We start from the raw sequence: 17,277 nt of genomic DNA, 5'->3' as shown, positions 1-17,277 counted from the left end.
CACAGGACGGATCACATGCTCAACGCCTATCGCCAACATGTCGCCGAGCGCGCTGCGCTGGGTGTTCCCCCGCTGCCGTTGTCGGCCCCGCAGACCGCCGACCTGATCGAATTGCTGAAGAACCCGCCTGCAGGCGAAGAAGCGTTCCTCGTCGATTTGATCACCAACCGTGTGCCTGCCGGCGTGGACGATGCGGCCAAGGTCAAAGCGTCTTATCTCGCCGCCGTGGCGTTCGGTACGGAAAAATGCGCGCTGATCAGCCGCGAAAAGGCGACACAACTGCTCGGCACCATGCTCGGCGGTTACAACATCCATCCGTTGATCGAGCTGCTCGATGATGCGCAGGTCGGCGGTATCGCAGGCGAAGCGTTGAAGAAAACGCTGCTGATGTTCGACGCCTTCCACGACGTCAAAGAAAAGGCGGACAAGGGCAACGCCAACGCGAAATCCGTGCTGCAAAGCTGGGCCGATGCGGAATGGTTCACCAGCCGCCCCGCCGTGCCGGAAAGCATGACCATCACCGTGTTCAAGGTGCCCGGCGAAACCAACACCGACGACCTCTCGCCGGCGCCCGACGCCACCACGCGTCCGGACATCCCGCTGCACGCGCTGGCGATGTTGAAGAACAAGCGCGACGGCGCGCCGTTCCAACCGGAAGAAGACGGCAAGCGCGGCCCGATCAAGCTGGTGCAGGATCTCGCGCAGAAAGGCCATCTCGTGGCCTACGTCGGCGATGTGGTCGGCACCGGTTCCAGCCGCAAGTCAGCCACCAACTCCGTGCTGTGGTGGACGGGCGAAGATATTCCGTTCATCCCGAACAAGCGCTTCGGCGGCGTGTGCCTGGGCAGCAAGATCGCGCCGATCTTCTACAACACGATGGAAGACGCGGGCGCGCTGCCGATCGAACTCGATGTCTCCAAGATGGACATGGGCGACGTTGTCGAGCTGCGTCCGTACGAAGGCAAGGCGCTCAAGAACGGCGAAGTGATCGCCGAATTCCAGGTGAAGTCGGATGTGCTGTTCGACGAAGTGCGCGCCGGCGGCCGCATTCCGTTGATCATCGGCCGCGGTCTCACCGGCAAGGCGCGCGAAGCGCTGGGCCTGCCGCCGTCCGAGTTGTTCCGTCTGCCGCAGAATCCCGCCGACACCGGCAAGGGTTACACGCTGGCGCAGAAGATGGTCGGTCGCGCTTGCGGTCTGCCGGAAGGCAAGGGCGTTCGTCCGGGCACGTATTGCGAACCCAAGATGACGTCCGTGGGTTCGCAGGACACCACCGGTCCGATGACGCGCGACGAGCTGAAGGATCTGGCGTGCCTGGGCTTCTCTGCCGATCTGGTGATGCAGTCGTTCTGCCACACCGCGGCGTATCCGAAACCGGTGGATGTGAAGACGCACCACGACCTGCCCGCCTTTATCTCCACGCGCGGCGGTATCAGCCTGCGTCCGGGCGACGGCGTGATCCACTCCTGGCTCAATCGCATGTTGCTGCCCGACACCGTCGGCACCGGCGGCGACAGCCACACGCGTTTCCCGATCGGTATTTCGTTCCCGGCCGGCTCGGGCCTGGTGGCCTTCGCAGCCGCCACGGGCGTGATGCCGCTGGATATGCCGGAATCCGTGCTGGTTCGCTTCAAGGGCGAACTGCAGCCGGGCGTGACGCTGCGCGATCTCGTCAATGCGATTCCACTGTACGCGATCAAGCAGGATTTGCTCACGGTCGCCAAGCAGGGCAAGAAGAACATCTTCTCCGGCCGCATCCTTGAAATCGAAGGTCTGCCGAATCTGAAAGTGGAGCAGGCGTTCGAGCTTTCCGATGCGTCCGCCGAACGTTCGGCGGCCGGTTGCACGGTGCATCTCAACAAAGAACCGATCATCGAGTACCTCAACTCGAACATCACCTTGCTGAAATACATGATCGCCCAGGGCTATCAGGATGCGCGCAGCCTGCAGCGTCGCATCAAGGCGATGGAAGCATGGCTTGCCAGCCCGCAATTGCTGGAACGCGATGCGGATGCCGAATACGCCGCCGTGATCGAAATCGATCTGGCTGACGTGCACGAGCCTATCGTGGCGTGCCCGAACGATCCGGACGACGTGAAAACCCTTTCCGACGTCGCCGGCGCCGCGATCGACGAAGTGTTTATCGGTTCGTGCATGACCAACATCGGTCACTTCCGCGCCGCGTCGAAGTTGCTGGAAGGCAAGCGCGATATTCCGACCCGCTTGTGGGTGGCTCCGCCGACCAAGATGGACCAGAAGCAGCTCACCGAAGAAGGCCACTACGGCGTGCTCGGCACCGCTGGCGCGCGTATGGAAATGCCGGGTTGCTCGCTGTGCATGGGCAACCAGGCGCAGGCGCGCGAAGGTGCAACGGTGTTCTCCACCTCCACCCGCAACTTCCCGAATCGTCTGGGCAAGAACACTAACGTGTATCTGGGTTCGGCCGAGCTGGCCGCGATCTGCTCGCGTCTGGGTCGCATCCCGACCAAGCAGGAATACATGACCGATATCGGCGTGATCAACGCCAACGGCGAAAAGATCTATCGTTACATGAACTTCGATCAGATCGCCGATTTCAAGGAAGTGGCCGATACGGTCAGCGCATAAGCGTGTGATGTCGAATCCCTCTCCCCTCCGGGGAGAGGGCAGGGTGAGGGGCCAAAGCTTGCCTCACACCCCATAAGAGCGGTGCTCCGATTTCTATTTTTCCGCAAGAGTGACCCCTCACCCCAACCCTCTTCCTCGCTCCTCAAAGCGCGGCCATCCATGGCCGCTCCCCGCGTCCCGAAGGGGAGAGGGAGCTGGTGGTCCGCGCAGTCGTTTATGCTTGCGCGATGATCTCTTCTCACCTATCCGCCGTTTCGCTACGCGACCTGATTCTGGTGCAGGCCGTGCACCGGCATGGAAGTTTCAACAGCGCAGCGCGGGCCATGCACATCAGCCCATCGGGTTTGTCGCATCAAGTGCAAAAAGTGGAACAGGCGCTTGGCGCTCCGTTGTTCGAGCGCGGCGGTCGACGCGTCGTGCCGACCGCGGGTGGCAAGCGTCTGTTGGAACAGATCGATGCAGTGCTCCTGGCCGCCGAACATTTGCAGCAAGCCGCACGCGCAGGCGAAACCGCGTTCGGCGGCGAATTGCGACTCGGTGTGTTGGCGACCTTGGGGCCGTATTTGCTGCCGCATTTGATCGAGCCGTTTCCGCAGCATTTTCCCGGCGCGCGTTTGAGCTTGTCGGAAGGCAAGCCGCGCGGACTGCTTCGACGCTTGAACGAAGGCGAATTGGATGCGGTGTTGGCGCCGCCCGTTGCGGCGGTCAGTGGCATTGCGATGCGGCCACTGTTCTTCGAGCCGTGGGAAGTGTTGCTGCGCGCCGATCATCCGTTAGCCGGCAAACGCTCCGTTTCCATGGAGCAACTCGACGCCAGCCAAGCAATTTTGATGTCGGAGAGCCACGCCGATGGCGAGGGTTATGTGCAGGACGTGAGCCTCGAAAGTCTCGCCGCCCTAGTCACGCTGCGCGGCGGGCATGCGCTCGTACCTGCGCTCGCGCACGATCGGCTCGCTTCGATGCCGGACATCGCGTTGGCGAAGATCAAAGGTTCGACGCCGGGGCGTGAAATAGCGCTCTATTGGCGCGAAGCATCGCCTTGGCACAGCGATCTGCAAGCGTTTGCCGATCTGCTGCGCAAACTGGCCAAACAGCGCCCGGGCCTGCGCCTGATCGATAACGCGTAGCCGCTCAGCGATTATCCAACGTAGTGCCGGTAAGCAGCCCGCGCGCCAGCATGCTGCATTGCCGACGATGCACCAGCAATTGCCACTGACGACCGCCGATCTGCCGCCACAACACCGCCGAACGCACCGCCGCCAACAAGCTGGCGCGTACGCGTTCCACCATGGCGGGCTGCTGTAGCCATTGTGGATTGCCTGTGACCATCACGCGCGGTCGCAACGTGGATAACGTGCTTGCGTAGAGTTCCGCGAGGCGGCTGGAAACCTGCGGCGAATTGAGGCCGAAATGCTCCACTTGCCGTTTGGCGGAGACGATGCCTTGCTGCAATTGATCGAGCAGGTCCTTGCGATGCCCCAGGCTGCGCTCCAGTCGCATGATCGTCACCACCATGCGCGTGATCGCCATATCGCGACCGCTTTCGTCCAGTTGCGTAATCAACGTACGCAAACCCATGCGAATGCCCGACACGCTGCCGTACACGCCGACAACCGACGGCGAGTCGATGCGAAACACACTGGCCAAGCTGGCGTCGAGCGCGAGATCGTCGCAGCGTCCCTCGTTGGCGAGTTGATGCGCCAGGGCGGAGGCCTGAAACAACCCGGCGAGCGCCAGTACGCGCTCTTCGTTCATGGCGAAAGCTTCAAGCACGCTGCGTCATACTCTCTGCAGTGGAATGGGGGAGGCCGCCGTACGCGGCATCGGTTGCGGCGATCACGGCGCCACCCAGGCATTCGTCGCCGGCGTAGAACACCACCGATTGGCCGGGCGTCACGGCGCGTTGCGGCTCGTCGAACCGAACTTCCAGTTGATCGCCGTGTATGGACACCACGCACGCCTGATCGTGCTGTCGGTAGCGGGTTTTGGCGGTGCAACGAAATTCCCTGGCCGACGGCTCGCCGGCCACCCAGGTTGGGGTTTCGGCGATCAGCCGCAGGGACTGCAGCCACTCATTCTCGCCGCCTTGGGCCACGTAGAGCACGTTCCGCGCGACATCCTTGCCGACCACGTACCACGGCTCGCCGCCGGTATTTTGACGGCCGCCGATACCGAGACCGTTGCGTTGGCCCAGGGTGTAATACATCACGCCCTGATGCTCGCCGATCAGATGGCCGTCCGGGTTGCGCATTTCGCCGGGCCGGGCAGGGATGTACTGCGTCAGAAATTGACGGAAATCGCGCTCGCCGATAAAGCAGATGCCGGTCGAATCTTTTTTCGCGTGCGTCGGCAGCGCCGCGTCGCGCGCCATGTCGCGGACTTTGGACTTTTCGATTTCGCCGATCGGAAATAACGTAAAGGCGAGTTGTTGCTGCCCCAAAGCGTGCAGGAAATAGGTTTGATCTTTGCTGGCGTCGACGGCGCGCAACAGGCGAAAACGACCGTTGAGGCTGTCTACGCGCGCGTAATGCCCGGTGGCGATCTTTTCCGCGCCCAGCGCGCGTGCTTCGTCGAGAAAGGTTTTGAACTTGATTTCGCGGTTGCAAAGCACATCGGGATTCGGTGTGCGGCCCGCGCGATATTCGGAAAGAAAATGCTCGAAGACGCCATCCCAGTATTCGGCGGCGAAATTGCGCGCGTGAAAAGGGATGCCGAGTCGGCCGCAGACGGCGACGGCGTCTTTGCGGTCCACATCCGCAGTGCAAGGGCCGTTGCGGTCGTCTTCTTCCCAGTTCTGCATAAACAAGCCTTCCACCTCGTGGCCGGCCTGTTGCAGCAGCAAGGCGGCCACCGAGGAGTCGACGCCGCCCGAGATGCCCAGCATCACTTTCACGGCATGCCTCCGCTGGGCATGAGATTGGCGATGACGGACAACGGCAGTCGCTGGCCTGCGAGCCAATCGTCGATGCTCATGAGAATCATCGGGCTGCGCAGGCGTTCGCCTAAGCCGGCGATGTCCTCGCGGGTCATCCACAAGGCGCGGCGGACGCCGGTATCGAGCGGTTGATGAGGATCGTGGCTTAAAGGCTTGGCGGCGAACGTGAAGCGGACGACAACGTCGCCATGCTCCTTGCTGCGCCACTGATGGACGCCGATCAGGTGTGTCAGCGCCACCGTCCAGCCGGTCTCTTCGCGTGTTTCGCGCACGGCCGCGTGCTGGAGGCTTTCGAAGTCATCCAAATGACCCGCAGGTTGGTTATAAGCCACGCAACCGCCGACCTCCTCTTCCACCATCAGGTAGCGGTCGCGGTCGGCCACGACGCAGGCGACGGTCACATGCGGGCGCCAAACGTCGTTATTCGGGCTTTTGGGTTCTGTCATCGTAAAGGGGGCCATGCGCCCGGGGAGGCACTGGAAATGGCGTTATTGTGCCATTACATCAAGCGCCATCGCTCGGTAGCACACTAGGGATGCTTTGATTGAATCCACACAGGCGTCCCAGAGCCCGGGCGTATACTGAAGCCAAAACAAGCACTAACCGGTAAAGCATGGCGAACGAATCAGATCAAGAACAAGGCGGTGGACATGGGCTTACCGTCGAAGTATCCAAGCCTGAGGTGGCGCGACCGCCGCTGTTTCAGGTGTTGTTGTTAAACGACGATTTCACGCCGATGGACTTTGTGGTCGAGGTATTGCGTACGTTCTTTGGCATGGACCAGGAGAAAGCCGTACAAATCATGTTGCATGTACACACTCGCGGTAAGGGCGTGTGCGGGGTGTTCACCCGAGAAGTGGCAGAAACCAAAGTCACGCAGGTGAACGAATATTCACGTGCCAACCAGCACCCTCTTTTATGCACGATGGAAAAGGTGTGAGGACAATTCAGCGTTTCGGCGTTATCGTGACGGCGAAGACATTGATTCACACCTTGTTGGCCCCCATCTTGCATCAATCGCGATAAAGCCGCCCCAACATTGCAGTGGAGAAGGTCCGGATGTTCAGCAAGGATCTCGAAGTCACCATCGGCCAGTGCTACAAGCAGGCCCGCGAGCAGCGACACGAGTTTATGACCGTGGAGCACCTCCTGCTCGCCCTTACGGAAAATCAGTCCGCGCTCGGTGCTCTGCGCGCATGCGGCGCGGATCTGCCGCGTCTCACTCACGAATTGGAAAAAATCATCGCCGAGACCGTGCCGGTATTGCCGCACGGGGACGAGCGCGATACGCAGCCGACGCTGGGATTCCAGCGCGTGTTGCAGCGCGCGGTGTATCACGTGCAATCGTCCGGTCGAAAAGAAGTCACCGGCGCCAACGTGCTGGTCGCAATTTTCGGTGAGAAAGATTCACACGCCGTGTATTTCCTGCATCAGCAGGAAATTACGCGCCTTGATGTGGTCAACTACATTTCGCACGGCATCGCCAAGATCGGCGACGAGTCGCCCAACAGCATTTCGGGCAGCGAGCGCGATGCCGAGGAAGGCGGTGAGGGCAAGGGCAATCCGCTCAGCGAATACGCCACCAACCTCAACGAACTCGCGCTGGAAGGCAAGATCGATCCGCTGATCGGCCGCCAGGACGAAATCGAACGCACCATCCAGGTGCTGTGCCGCCGCCGCAAGAACAATCCGCTCTACGTCGGCGAGGCTGGCGTGGGCAAAACGGCGCTCGCCGAAGGTCTGGCCAAGCGCATCGTCGACGGCGAAGTGCCGGAGGTGCTGGAAAGCGCCACGATCTGGGCGCTCGATCTGGGCGCGCTGGTGGCGGGCACCAAGTATCGCGGCGATTTCGAAAAGCGCCTGAAAGCCGTCATCGCTCAGCTCAAGAAGCAGCAGGGCGCGATTTTGTTTATCGACGAAATCCACACCATCATCGGTGCGGGTTCGGCGTCGGGCGGCACGATGGACGCCAGCAACCTGATCAAGCCGATGCTTGCGTCGGGCGAGTTGCGCTGCATCGGTTCCACCACGTTCCAGGAATTCCGCGGAATCTTCGAAAAAGACCGCGCGCTGGCGCGTCGCTTCCAGAAGATCGACGTGGTCGAACCCAGCGTCGCCGACAGTCTGGAAATTCTCAAAGGTTTGAAGTCGCGCTTCGAAGAGCATCACAACGTGTCCTACACGTTGGAAGCGCTGAAGGCCGCCGTCGATCTTTCGGTGAAGCACATTCCGGATCGTCTGCTGCCGGACAAGGCCATCGACGTGATCGACGAAGCGGGTGCGCGTCAGCGTTTGCTGCCGGTCGATCAACGCACCGGCAAGGTGGACGTGCCGGAAGTGGAATACATCGTCGCCAAGATGGCGCGCATTCCCGCCAAGCAGGTGTCGGCGTCCGATCGCGACGTGCTGAAGAATCTGGAACGCAACCTCAAGATGGTCGTGTTTGGTCAGGATCCTGCCATCGAGGCGCTCGCCGCGTCGATCAAGATGGCGCGCTCGGGCCTGGCCGATCCATCCAAGCCGATTGGCTGCTTCCTGCTTGCCGGCCCAACTGGCGTGGGCAAGACGGAAGTGACCAAGCAATTGGCGATGCAGCTCGGCATCGAGATGATCCGCTTCGACATGTCCGAGTACATGGAAGCGCATTCGGTCTCGCGTCTGGTGGGTGCACCTCCGGGTTATGTCGGTTTCGACCAGGGAGGCCTGCTTACGGAAGCCGTCACCAAGCATCCGCATGCGGTGCTGTTGCTGGATGAGATCGAAAAAGCGCATCCGGACGTGTTCAACATCCTGTTGCAGGTCATGGATCGCGGCGTGCTGACGGATACCAACGGTCGCGAAGCGAATTTCAAGAACGTGATCGTGGTGATGACCACCAATGCCGGTGCGCAGCAAGCGTCGCGTCGTAGCATCGGTTTCGTGAAGCAGAACCACTCGATGGATTCGAAGGAAGTGATCCGCCGTACCTTCACGCCCGAGTTTCGCAATCGTCTGGATGCCATCATCCAGTTCAATCCGCTGGACTTCGAGCACATCCTGCGCGTGGTCGATAAGTTCCTGATCGAGCTCGAGTCGCAGCTTGGCGAGAAGCATGTGGCGCTGGACGTCGATGCGGATGCGCGTCGTTGGCTGGCCGAGCACGGGTTCGATCCGCAGATGGGCGCACGTCCGATGGCTCGCGTGATCCAGGAGAAGATCAAGCGCGTCCTCGCCGACGAGTTGCTGTTCGGCAAGCTTGCCGAGGGCGGCAAGGTGATGCTGAGCGTGCGCGACGGCGAGTTGCAGGTGAACACCGAAACCGCCGAACCGGTGCCTGCGACCATCACCTGATCGCGCGTTGTTGCAACAAAAAAAAGCCGCGCATCTGCGCGGCTTTTTTATCGGGTGGCGCCGGGCGCCAAAACCGATGCTTACTTCATGCGATAGGTGATGCGACCCTTGGTGAGGTCGTAAGGCGTCATTTCCACCTTTACCTTGTCGCCGGTCAGAATGCGGATGTAGTGCTTGCGCATACGGCCCGAGATGTGAGCAATCACGGTATGGCCGTTTTCCAGCCTTACTCGAAACATGGTATTGGGCAGGGTTTCTACAACCGTGCCATCCATTTCAATGACGTCGTCTTTGGCCATGCGTTCCGGGAGATGCGCGCAGGCCACCATGGCCGCGTAAGCCTTTAATTATGCCACGTTTCCGTGTCGGGTCAAAGAAGCGGGGCGTCTACCCGGCGAAATGCTCGTCCAATTTGCGCCGGATTTCCTGTTCGATCATGCCTTTGAGCGGCGAAAACAGCATGCCGAGCTGGGCGGTCACGTGGATTTCATCGGCGCCGACGGCGATTTTTCCTTGAATGCCGGAGCGCTCGAAGGTCAGCGTCTCGTTCTGCCATTGCGTCTTGACGTCGAATTTTTCCCGCATGCGCGCAGCGACGCTGTCGATGACAGCATGAGCTTCGGTGGGAGACAGGCGATGCGGACGGCGGATATCGATGCTGGGCATGATGAAACTCAACGGCTAAACCGTACATGATAAAGGTACTTTGACGATATTTTTTGCAGTTCTGGTAGAGTCGCGCCGTCACGTCGTTGGTCATTTCATGCGCATCGAGTTCCCTCACTCAAACCGGGCGGTTTTCCGCTGGAACCAGGCGCATTTGCGCATCGGGAGCGACCCCGATAACGACCTTATTCTTGCGGCGAACCAGGCTGCACCCAAACACTTGCTGATCAGTCTCGACCGTCGTGGTTGGGTGCTTGATGTGCTGCCGGAGGCCACGCGCATTTACGTCAACGCGCGGCCGGTGCGCGAACGCGCGATTCTGCGTGCGGGCGATACCTTGAGCGTTGGCGATTGTCGGATGTTGTTCTGCTCGGATGACGTTCCCACAGGGCGCGCGTCGCCCGACATGCCCGAGCAGGACCGCTGCACAGTGGCATTGCGCGCCGTGGCGGGGCCGCTGTCCGGGCAGGTGATCGCGCTGGTCGAAAGTTTGGAGCTCGGGGCGCAGGGACGGGTGCCGTTGGATCTGCCGCAAGACGAAAACGCCAGCGTTGCCATTTTCTGGCGCGATGGCCAGTTGCGCTTGGAAACCACCCAGGCGGTCGAGTCCCGCTACCCGGTGCGGGTGAACGGTACCGCCGTACGAGAAACGGTGCTGCTGCCGGGGGATCATATCGGCCTGGGCATGCATCGCTTTTTGATCGATGCCCCGGGGCTCGAGCCCGAGCCGGAGATCGTCGCACCCCCTGCGGACGCCGATCCCTTGCCGGAAGACGTCGCTGGCCCGCGCGGCGAAGTCTGGTGGTTGATCGCCACCGCCGCCGTGATCGCGTTGGGCATCGCGTTGCTTTTGCTGCTGCATACCTGACAAAGCCATATGGCCACACGCCATTGACGTCGCGTTGCTGCGTCGCGGCATAATGCGACGATCACCCATGACAGGAACGGGCGCGTGAGCAGGCTTTGGAATTTCAGCGCGGGGCCGGCGGCATTGCCCTTGCCAGTGCTAGAGCGCGCGCAGCGCGAACTGCTGGATTGGAACGGCAGCGGCGCGTCTGTGATGGAACAGTCGCACCGCGGCAAACGCTTTATCGCCATGGCCCAGCAGGTCGAGGCGGACCTTCGCGAGCTGATGGGCATTCCTTCCCATTACGCCGTACTGTTCGAGCAGGGCGGGGCCACGCAGCATTTCGCGCAGATTCCCATGAACCTTGCACGGGAAGGCGACAGCGCCGACTACATCGTTACCGGCCATTGGAGCGAAAAGGCTGCGAATGAAGCGGCGCCATATGTGCGCGTGCATGTCGCCGCTACCAGCAAAGCCGACGGCTATCTGCATATGGCGCCGCGCGATACGTGGCAGCTCGATCCTGCGGCGTCGTATGCGCATATCGCCACTAACGAAACGATCCATGGCGTGCAATTCCAGCACGTGCCGGACGTGGGATCGGTGCCCTTGGTCGCGGATATGTCTTCCGATATTTTGTCGGGTCCCGTCGACGTCAGCCGATTTGGGTTGATCTACGCCGGCGCGCAAAAAAATATCGGGCCGTCCGGCCTGGTGCTGATGATCATCCGCCGCGATTTGCTCGAGCGTCCGACGCGCCCGATGGCGAAGATTTTTCGCTATGCCGAGCACGCTGCCAACGACTCCATGCTCAACACACCCAATACCTGGGGCTGGTATCTCGCCGGACTGACCTTTCAGTGGTTGAAGGAAAACGGGGGGCTTGCCGTCATGGGCGAGCGCAATCGGCAAAAAGCCGAGTTGCTTTACGGAACCATCGACGGCTCCGGCGGCTATTACCGCAACCCGATCGATCCCGCGGTACGGTCCCGCATGAACATTCCTTTTACCCTGCACGACAGCGCGCTCGACGCCGCATTTTTGCAGGAATCGGAAGCGGCAGGGCTGCTGGCGCTCAAGGGGCACAAGGCCTTGGGCGGCATGCGCGCTTCGCTTTACAACGCGGTTCCGTTGGAAGCCGTGCAGGCCTTGGTGGACTTTATGCGCGATTTTGCGCGTCGCCACGGTTAACCCGCAGACGCCCGGACCGGACAACCCGGCGCATTTCAGGCACTATGTGTCGTAGATAGACATCTTTACGTTTGGACATCCATCGCATGAACGACCCCAAGCTATCGCTGACGCAAGCGCGGGAGCGCATCGACAGCATCGATCGGCAGATCCAGGAGCTGATCTCCGAGCGCGCCAACTGGGCCCGCCAAGTGGCCAAAGTGAAAGGTGAGGGGCTTTCCGCGATCGACTATTACCGACCCGAACGCGAAGCGCATGTGCTGCGCATGGTGGTGGATCGCAATCACGGCCCGCTTTCCGATGCCGAAATGGTGCGGTTGTTCCGCGAAATCATGTCCTCCTGCCTTGCGCAGGAAGATCCGCTCAAAGTGGGCTACCTCGGACCCGAAGGCACGTTTAGCGAACAGGCCGTGCGCAAGCATTTCGGTCACGCGGCCTATGGGCTGCCTCTCGGGAGCATCGAGGAAGTTTTCCAGGAAGTCGCCGCCGGCCACGCGGATTTCGGCATCGTGCCGGTGGAGAACTCCGGGCAAGGCATGATCCAGATGACCTTGGACATGTTTCTCACGTCCGAAGCGCGCATCTGCGGCGAAGTGGAGTTGCGCGTACACCAGTGTCTGCTCTCGCAAAAGGATACGTTGCAGGGCATCAAGCGCGTCTACGGTCATGCGCAGTCGTTGCAGCAGTGCAAGACGTGGTTGCGCGTGAATTTGCCGGAGGCCGAGTGTATTGCCGTGCATAGCAACGCGGAGGGCGCGCGCCTGGCGCGTCACGCCGACGATGCAGCAGCGATCGCCGGCGCCACCGCCGCGAAGGTATACGGTTTGAAAACCGTCGCGCAGGCGATCGAAGATCGCGCCGACAACACCACGCGATTCCTGGTGATCGGGCGCTCGCTCTTTCCGCCCTCGGGCAACGACCGCACCTCGCTGCTTATTACGGTCAACGATAAACCGGGCGCGCTTTATGACGTCTTGAGCCCGTTCGCCAAGCACGATGTCAGCATGAATCGCATTGAATCTCGGCCGGCGCACACCGGCAAATGGCAGTACGCATTCTTTATCGATGTCTCCGGCCATATCGACGATGCGGCGTTGCAAGCCGCATTGAAGGACATGGGGCCGATGGCTACTCAGGTACGTGTGCTCGGTTCGTACCCGGTGGCCTTGCCATGAGCGGAGCACAGCGTTTGGATTGGGTCAGTCGACCCGCTACGGCGTTGCGCGGTACGGTCGTCGTACCGGGCGACAAATCGGTGTCGCATCGTTCCATGATGCTTTCGGCGATTGCCGAAGGCACCTCGCATATCCGCGGTTTTCTGGAAGGCGAGGACACGCGCGCGACGGCGGCAGTCTTGGCGCAATTGGGCGTTTCGATCGAAGCGCCATCGCCAGGCGAACGCATCGTGCGCGGCGTGGGTTTGCACGGTTTGCGCGCATCGAACAAGCCGCTCGATTGCGGTAACGCCGGTACCGGCATGCGTCTGCTGACGGGGCTGCTCGCGGGGCAGTCCTTCGACAGCACACTGATCGGCGACGAATCGCTTTCCAAGCGGCCGATGCGGCGCGTCACCGATCCGCTCGCGAAAATGGGTGCGAAGATCGACAGTCAGGAAGGTTTGCCGCCGCTACGCGTCCATGGAGGCAGCGCGTTGCACGGCATTCGCTATGAACTGCCGGTCGCCAGCGCCCAGGTGAAATCCGCATTGCTGCTGGCCGGCTTGTATGCGCAAGGCAGCACGGAAGTGATCGAACCGCATCCGACGCGCGATTACACCGAACGCATGCTCGCCGCATTCGGTTGGCCGGTTGAGTTTTCGCCAGGTCACGCCAAGCTCGAAGGCAGCCATCGTTTGCGTGCGACCGACGTGGTGGTACCGGCGGATTTTTCTTCGGCGGCGTTTTTCCTGGTTGCGGCGAGCGTTCTGCCTGGCTCGGAATTGCGTTTGCCCGCGGTGGGTTTGAATCCTCGGCGCACCGGTTTGCTGGAAGCGTTGCGCTTGATGGGCGCCGATATTCGCGTCGAGAACGAAGGCGAAAGCGGCGGCGAATCGGTGGGCGATCTGGTGGTTCGCTACGCGCCGTTGCATGGCATCGAACTGCCCGAGGCGCTGGTGCCGGACATGATCGACGAATTTCCCGCGTTGTTTGTCGCGGCGGCGGTGGCAAAAGGTCGTACCGTTGTTCGTGGCGCGGCGGAGTTGCGCGTCAAGGAGTCGGATCGCATCGCGACCATGGCCGCCGGATTGCGCGCGCTCGACGTTCGTATCGAAGAAACGCCGGACGGCGCCATCATTGACGGTGGAGCGATTGGCGGTGGCGAGGTGAACAGTCACGGCGATCATCGCATCGCCATGAGTTTTGCCGTCGCCGGGCTCGTCGCGCAAGGCCCCGTGACTATCGGCGACTGCGCGAATGTCGCCACGTCGTTCCCGGGATTTTTGGAGCTGGCCAATAGCTGCGGATTCGTCTTGCGCTAATCTTGTCGGGTACGGCTAATCGCTTGTCGCTGTCGAGCGACAAGCGATTAGACTTTGCGGTTTCCACCATAAACACGCCATGTCCGCCCAGAAACCCGCTTTCATCGTTGCGATCCCCGCTCGTTACGGCTCGACGCGTCTCCCGGGCAAGCCCTTGCGCACGATCGCAGGCATTCCGATGGTCGTCCGCGTTGCGCAGCGCGCCTTGTTGGCCGGCGCAACGCAAGTCGTCGTGGCGACGGACGACGAGCGCATCACCGACGCATTAGCGAATCACAATGTGGACGTCTGCATGACCCGCAGCGATCACGCGTCGGGCAGTGATCGTCTGGCCGAGTGCGCCGCGTATTACGGCTGGTCTTCGGACACCATCGTTGTGAACCTTCAGGGCGACGAACCGTTTGCGCCGGCTGCCGGCATTCAAGAAGTGGCGCGAGCGTTGTCCGAAGACAGCGCGCCGATGGCGACGCTTGCCACGCCAATCACCGATGCGCATGAGTTGTTCGACCCCAATGTCGTCAAGCTGGTCAGCTCATCACAGGGGCGGGCGATGTATTTCAGCCGCGCGCCGCTGCCTTGGGCGCGCGATGCTTTTGCGGCAGATCGACAGACGTTGCCTGAAGCATTCCCGTTTCTTCGGCATATCGGGATCTATGCGTATCGCGCAGGTTTCTTGCAGCAATACACGAGCCTGGCGCGCACGCCGCTGGAGCAGGCCGAATCGTTGGAACAACTGCGCGTGCTCGAACATGGTTATCCGATCGCGGTTCGTTTGACGCCTGAGCCTTTTCCGCCGGGCATCGATACCGAAGCCGATCTGCAGCGCGCCGAAGCGTGGGCAAGCAGCCGGTGACCGTTCGCCGCGTATTGTTCGTCTGTCTGGGCAATATTTGCCGGTCGCCGCTGGTCGAGGGCGTTGCGCGCAAGCATCTGGCCGATGCCGGACTCGATATCGAGGTAGCTTCGCGGGGCACCGGCAATTGGCATGTCGGCGAGCAGGCCGACACCCGCATGCGCGCGGCGGCGGCCAACGCAGGTTATGAATTGGAGATTCATTGTGCCCGGCAGCTGGCCGCCGCCGATTTCGAGCACTACGACTTGCTGCTGGCGATGGACGGAAAAAATCTTCGCGACATGCGCGCGGCCTCTAACCGTTCGGCCCATGATCGTTTGGCGCTGTTTTTGGAATGGACTAGCGCGGCGCCGCCTCATGATTTCCCCGATCCTTACTACGGTGAGCCGGAAGATTTCGCGCGATCGGTCGCGCTGGCCGAAAAGGGTGTCGAAGGATTGATCAAACGCCTACGCGGTGGTTGAACTATTTCCGATGGCGGGGGTTGGAATTTCGCCATTCGGGCTAAAATCATTCCCATGCAGCCCGCTCCTCCCCAGGCCTTCGACGGCAAGGTCTTCGTCAGCACGCTTACCACGTCTCCCGGCGTCTATCGTTACTTCGACGAGGGCGGCGATCTGCTTTATGTGGGCAAGGCCAGCAACCTAAAAAAGCGCGTCGGCAGCTACTTTCTTAAGCCGCGGATGGAACCGCGCATCGCGGCGATGGTGTCCCAGATCGCTCGATGCGAAATCACCGTAACGCGCACGGAGGCCGAGGCGCTGCTGTTGGAATCGCAGCTGATCAAGGCGCTGAAGCCCCGCTACAACATCTTGCTGCGCGACGACAAAAGTTACCCGTACATCTATCTGTCGGGCGGCGAGGAGTATCCGCGTCTCGCCTTCCATCGCGGTGCGCGCAATCAGCCTGGTCGATTTTTTGGCCCGTTTCCCAGCGCTTTTGCCGTGCGCGAAAGCCTTAATCTGATGCAAAAGCTATTCAAGGTGCGGCAATGCGAAGACAGCTATTTTCGCAATCGCTCGCGTCCGTGCCTGCAATACCAAATCGGTCGCTGCACGGGTCCTTGCGTGGGGCTTATCAGCCCGGAGGACTATCGCAACGACGTGCGCCACGTGGAAATGTTCCTGGATGGCCGCAGCAGCGCCGTGATCGACGAGCTTGTGGTGGGGATGGAGCAGGCCAGCACTGCGCTGAATTTCGAACGCGCAGCCGGTTTGCGCGACCAGATCGCCGCGTTGCGTAAACTTCACGCACAAAATCACGTGCAAGGCGCGACGGCCGATATGGACGTGATCGCTTGCCGCATCGAATCGGGTATCGCATGCGTCAGCGTGCTGTTCTTCCGCAACGGTATCAGCTTGGGTACGCGCGATTTTTATCCACGCCTTCCGCTGGACGCCGATCCTGCCGATGTGTTGGCGCAGTTCGTCGCGCAGTATTACCTCGACCGCCCGGTGCCGCGCGAAATCATTCTCGGCGAATCCATCGCCGATGAGCAGCTGATCGCTGAGATGCTGGCGCAGCAATGCGGTCACGCGGTGGAAATCAAAACGCGGGTTCGCGGCGACCGCGCGCAATTTCTGCAAATGGCCGAGCGCAACGCGCAAGCATCGCTTACCTCGCGCATCGCCAGTCGCCAGACGTTGGGCGCGCGCTTCGACGATCTGCAGAACGTGCTGGGCCTGGACGAACCACCGAAACGTATCGAATGTTTCGACATCAGCCACACGCGAGGCGAGGCTACGGTGGCGTCTTGCGTGGTGTTCGGACCGGAAGGGCCGGAGAAATCGCATTATCGTCGCTTCAACATCTCAGGCATCACGCCGGGCGACGATTATGCCGCCATGCATCAGGCGCTCACGCGCCGCTTCCGCAAAGTGGCGGAAGGCGAGGGCGCGCGTCCGGATATTCTTTTGATCGATGGCGGCACTGGCCAAGTAGCCCAGGCGTTGGACGTGCTGGCCGAACTCGGGATTAGCGGTATCGAGGTCGTCGGCGTCGCGAAGGGACCAGGACGACGGGCCGGTGAAGAAACACTGATCTTGGCCGGATCCCATCGCGAGATTCATCCTGGCCCCACGTCGCCCGCGCTGCATTTGGTGGCCGCGGTGCGTGACGAATCGCATCGCTTCGCCATCAGCGGACACCGCAAACGCCGCGAGAAGGCGCGCGAACGCAGCGTGCTGGAAGACGTGCAAGGCGTCGGCGCACGGCGCCGTGCGGCACTGTTGAAAGCGTTTGGCGGCCTGGCAGGCGTGGAGGCGGCGGGCGTCGAGGAATTGATGCAAGTGAAAGGCATCGATCGCGGCCTCGCCGAGCGTATTTATGACGCACTCCATGCGTGATCCCATCGACTCGTGCGACACTGA

General features: G+C 61.3%; 16 protein-coding genes. 11 read left to right on the top strand and 5 right to left on the bottom strand.

The genetic code is table 11. The annotated features are described in order from the left end of the window. The first annotated feature begins 15 nt into the window (after positions 1 to 15). Positions 16 to 2,607, top strand: a complete 2,592-nt coding sequence (gene acnB, locus L0U79_RS13345) for a bifunctional aconitate hydratase 2/2-methylisocitrate dehydratase (RefSeq protein WP_233842759.1) — start codon at positions 16 to 18, stop codon at positions 2,605 to 2,607. Positions 2,608 to 2,834: 227 nt separating this feature from the next. After that, positions 2,835 to 3,734, top strand: a complete 900-nt coding sequence (locus L0U79_RS13340; RefSeq protein WP_233842758.1) for a LysR family transcriptional regulator — start codon at positions 2,835 to 2,837, stop codon at positions 3,732 to 3,734. A gap of 4 nt (positions 3,735 to 3,738) precedes the next feature. Here L0U79_RS13340 and hflD read toward each other — a convergent pair whose 3' ends face one another. From hflD to L0U79_RS13325, 3 genes are read right to left on the bottom strand one after another with little or no spacing between them, the layout of a single operon-like run. Further along, a complete protein-coding gene (hflD, locus tag L0U79_RS13335) occupies positions 3,739 to 4,362 on the bottom strand; it encodes a high frequency lysogenization protein HflD (protein ID WP_233842757.1) in 624 nt (207 codons plus the stop codon). A gap of 10 nt (positions 4,363 to 4,372) precedes the next feature. Continuing rightward, entirely contained in the window at positions 4,373 to 5,500 is a 1,128-nt protein-coding gene (gene mnmA, locus L0U79_RS13330) for a tRNA 2-thiouridine(34) synthase MnmA (protein ID WP_345778436.1), read from the bottom strand. Next, positions 5,497 to 5,988: an NUDIX hydrolase gene (locus L0U79_RS13325; RefSeq protein ID WP_233842756.1), complete on the bottom strand. Its 492-nt coding sequence runs from the start codon at positions 5,986 to 5,988 to the stop codon at positions 5,497 to 5,499. Before L0U79_RS13325 ends, mnmA begins: the two co-directional genes overlap by 4 nt. A 167-nt stretch (positions 5,989 to 6,155) precedes the next feature. Here L0U79_RS13325 and clpS point away from each other — a divergent pair, with 167 nt between their 5' ends. Together clpS and clpA are read left to right on the top strand one after the other, a co-directional pair. After that, positions 6,156 to 6,482, top strand: a complete 327-nt coding sequence (gene clpS, locus L0U79_RS13320) for an ATP-dependent Clp protease adapter ClpS (RefSeq protein WP_233842755.1) — start codon at positions 6,156 to 6,158, stop codon at positions 6,480 to 6,482. Positions 6,483 to 6,601: 119 nt separating this feature from the next. Beyond that, a complete protein-coding gene (gene clpA, locus L0U79_RS13315) occupies positions 6,602 to 8,872 on the top strand; it encodes an ATP-dependent Clp protease ATP-binding subunit ClpA (RefSeq protein ID WP_233842754.1) in 2,271 nt (756 codons plus the stop codon). A gap of 80 nt (positions 8,873 to 8,952) precedes the next feature. Here clpA and infA read toward each other — a convergent pair whose 3' ends face one another. Further along, entirely contained in the window at positions 8,953 to 9,171 is a 219-nt protein-coding gene (gene infA, locus L0U79_RS13310; protein ID WP_233842753.1) for a translation initiation factor IF-1, read from the bottom strand. An 88-nt stretch (positions 9,172 to 9,259) separates the two neighbouring features. Next, on the bottom strand, positions 9,260 to 9,538 hold the full coding sequence (locus tag L0U79_RS13305) for a polyhydroxyalkanoic acid system family protein (protein ID WP_233842752.1): 279 nt from the start codon (positions 9,536 to 9,538) through the stop codon (positions 9,260 to 9,262). 97 nt (positions 9,539 to 9,635) lie between these two features. Here L0U79_RS13305 and L0U79_RS13300 point away from each other — a divergent pair, with 97 nt between their 5' ends. From L0U79_RS13300 to uvrC, 7 genes are all read left to right on the top strand, one after another. Beyond that, positions 9,636 to 10,406, top strand: coding sequence for an FHA domain-containing protein (locus L0U79_RS13300; RefSeq protein WP_233842751.1), 771 nt, complete (start codon positions 9,636 to 9,638; stop codon positions 10,404 to 10,406). Positions 10,407 to 10,490: 84 nt separating this feature from the next. Next, entirely contained in the window at positions 10,491 to 11,576 is a 1,086-nt protein-coding gene (gene serC, locus L0U79_RS13295; protein WP_233842750.1) for a 3-phosphoserine/phosphohydroxythreonine transaminase, read from the top strand. 86 nt (positions 11,577 to 11,662) lie between these two features. Next, complete coding sequence (gene pheA, locus L0U79_RS13290; RefSeq protein WP_233842749.1) at positions 11,663 to 12,751, top strand: prephenate dehydratase; 1,089 nt, start codon at positions 11,663 to 11,665, stop codon at positions 12,749 to 12,751. Then, on the top strand, positions 12,748 to 14,055 hold the full coding sequence (gene aroA / locus L0U79_RS13285; protein ID WP_233842748.1) for a 3-phosphoshikimate 1-carboxyvinyltransferase: 1,308 nt from the start codon (positions 12,748 to 12,750) through the stop codon (positions 14,053 to 14,055). Before pheA ends, aroA begins: the two co-directional genes overlap by 4 nt. 79 nt (positions 14,056 to 14,134) lie before the next feature. Then, positions 14,135 to 14,908 (top strand): 3-deoxy-manno-octulosonate cytidylyltransferase, encoded by a 774-nt coding sequence (gene kdsB / locus L0U79_RS13280; RefSeq protein ID WP_233842747.1) that lies wholly within the window; start codon positions 14,135 to 14,137, stop codon positions 14,906 to 14,908. After that, a complete protein-coding gene (locus L0U79_RS13275) occupies positions 14,890 to 15,372 on the top strand; it encodes a low molecular weight protein-tyrosine-phosphatase (RefSeq protein ID WP_233842746.1) in 483 nt (160 codons plus the stop codon). The genes kdsB and L0U79_RS13275 overlap by 19 nt, the downstream gene beginning before the upstream one ends. 54 nt (positions 15,373 to 15,426) lie before the next feature. Further along, on the top strand, positions 15,427 to 17,253 hold the full coding sequence (gene uvrC, locus L0U79_RS13270) for an excinuclease ABC subunit UvrC (protein ID WP_233842745.1): 1,827 nt from the start codon (positions 15,427 to 15,429) through the stop codon (positions 17,251 to 17,253). Positions 17,254 to 17,277: the final 24 nt, after the last annotated feature.

It is taken from the genome of Dyella sp. 2HG41-7 (assembly GCF_021390675.1).
GTDB lineage: Bacteria > Pseudomonadota > Gammaproteobacteria > Xanthomonadales > Rhodanobacteraceae > Dyella_B.
This window is presented reverse-complemented; position numbering and strand designations above follow the sequence as displayed.

Bases quoted from the DNA above. Each gene is read 5' to 3' on its own strand.
- uvrC (WP_233842745.1), top strand. From the start codon at position 15,427: ATGCAGCCCGCTCCTCCCCAGGCCTTCGACGGCAAGGTCTTCGTCAGC.
- clpA (WP_233842754.1), top strand. From the start codon at position 6,602: ATGTTCAGCAAGGATCTCGAAGTCACCATCGGCCAGTGCTACAAGCAG.
- L0U79_RS13325 (WP_233842756.1), bottom strand. From the start codon at position 5,988: ATGACAGAACCCAAAAGCCCGAATAACGACGTTTGGCGCCCGCATGTG.
- L0U79_RS13300 (WP_233842751.1), top strand. From the start codon at position 9,636: ATGCGCATCGAGTTCCCTCACTCAAACCGGGCGGTTTTCCGCTGGAAC.
- hflD (WP_233842757.1), bottom strand. From the start codon at position 4,362: ATGAACGAAGAGCGCGTACTGGCGCTCGCCGGGTTGTTTCAGGCCTCC.
- L0U79_RS13340 (WP_233842758.1), top strand. From the start codon at position 2,835: ATGATCTCTTCTCACCTATCCGCCGTTTCGCTACGCGACCTGATTCTG.
- aroA (WP_233842748.1), top strand. From the start codon at position 12,748: ATGAGCGGAGCACAGCGTTTGGATTGGGTCAGTCGACCCGCTACGGCG.
- clpS (WP_233842755.1), top strand. From the start codon at position 6,156: ATGGCGAACGAATCAGATCAAGAACAAGGCGGTGGACATGGGCTTACC.
- pheA (WP_233842749.1), top strand. From the start codon at position 11,663: ATGAACGACCCCAAGCTATCGCTGACGCAAGCGCGGGAGCGCATCGAC.
- kdsB (WP_233842747.1), top strand. From the start codon at position 14,135: ATGTCCGCCCAGAAACCCGCTTTCATCGTTGCGATCCCCGCTCGTTAC.
- L0U79_RS13305 (WP_233842752.1), bottom strand. From the start codon at position 9,538: ATGCCCAGCATCGATATCCGCCGTCCGCATCGCCTGTCTCCCACCGAA.
- infA (WP_233842753.1), bottom strand. From the start codon at position 9,171: ATGGCCAAAGACGACGTCATTGAAATGGATGGCACGGTTGTAGAAACC.
- acnB (WP_233842759.1), top strand. From the start codon at position 16: ATGCTCAACGCCTATCGCCAACATGTCGCCGAGCGCGCTGCGCTGGGT.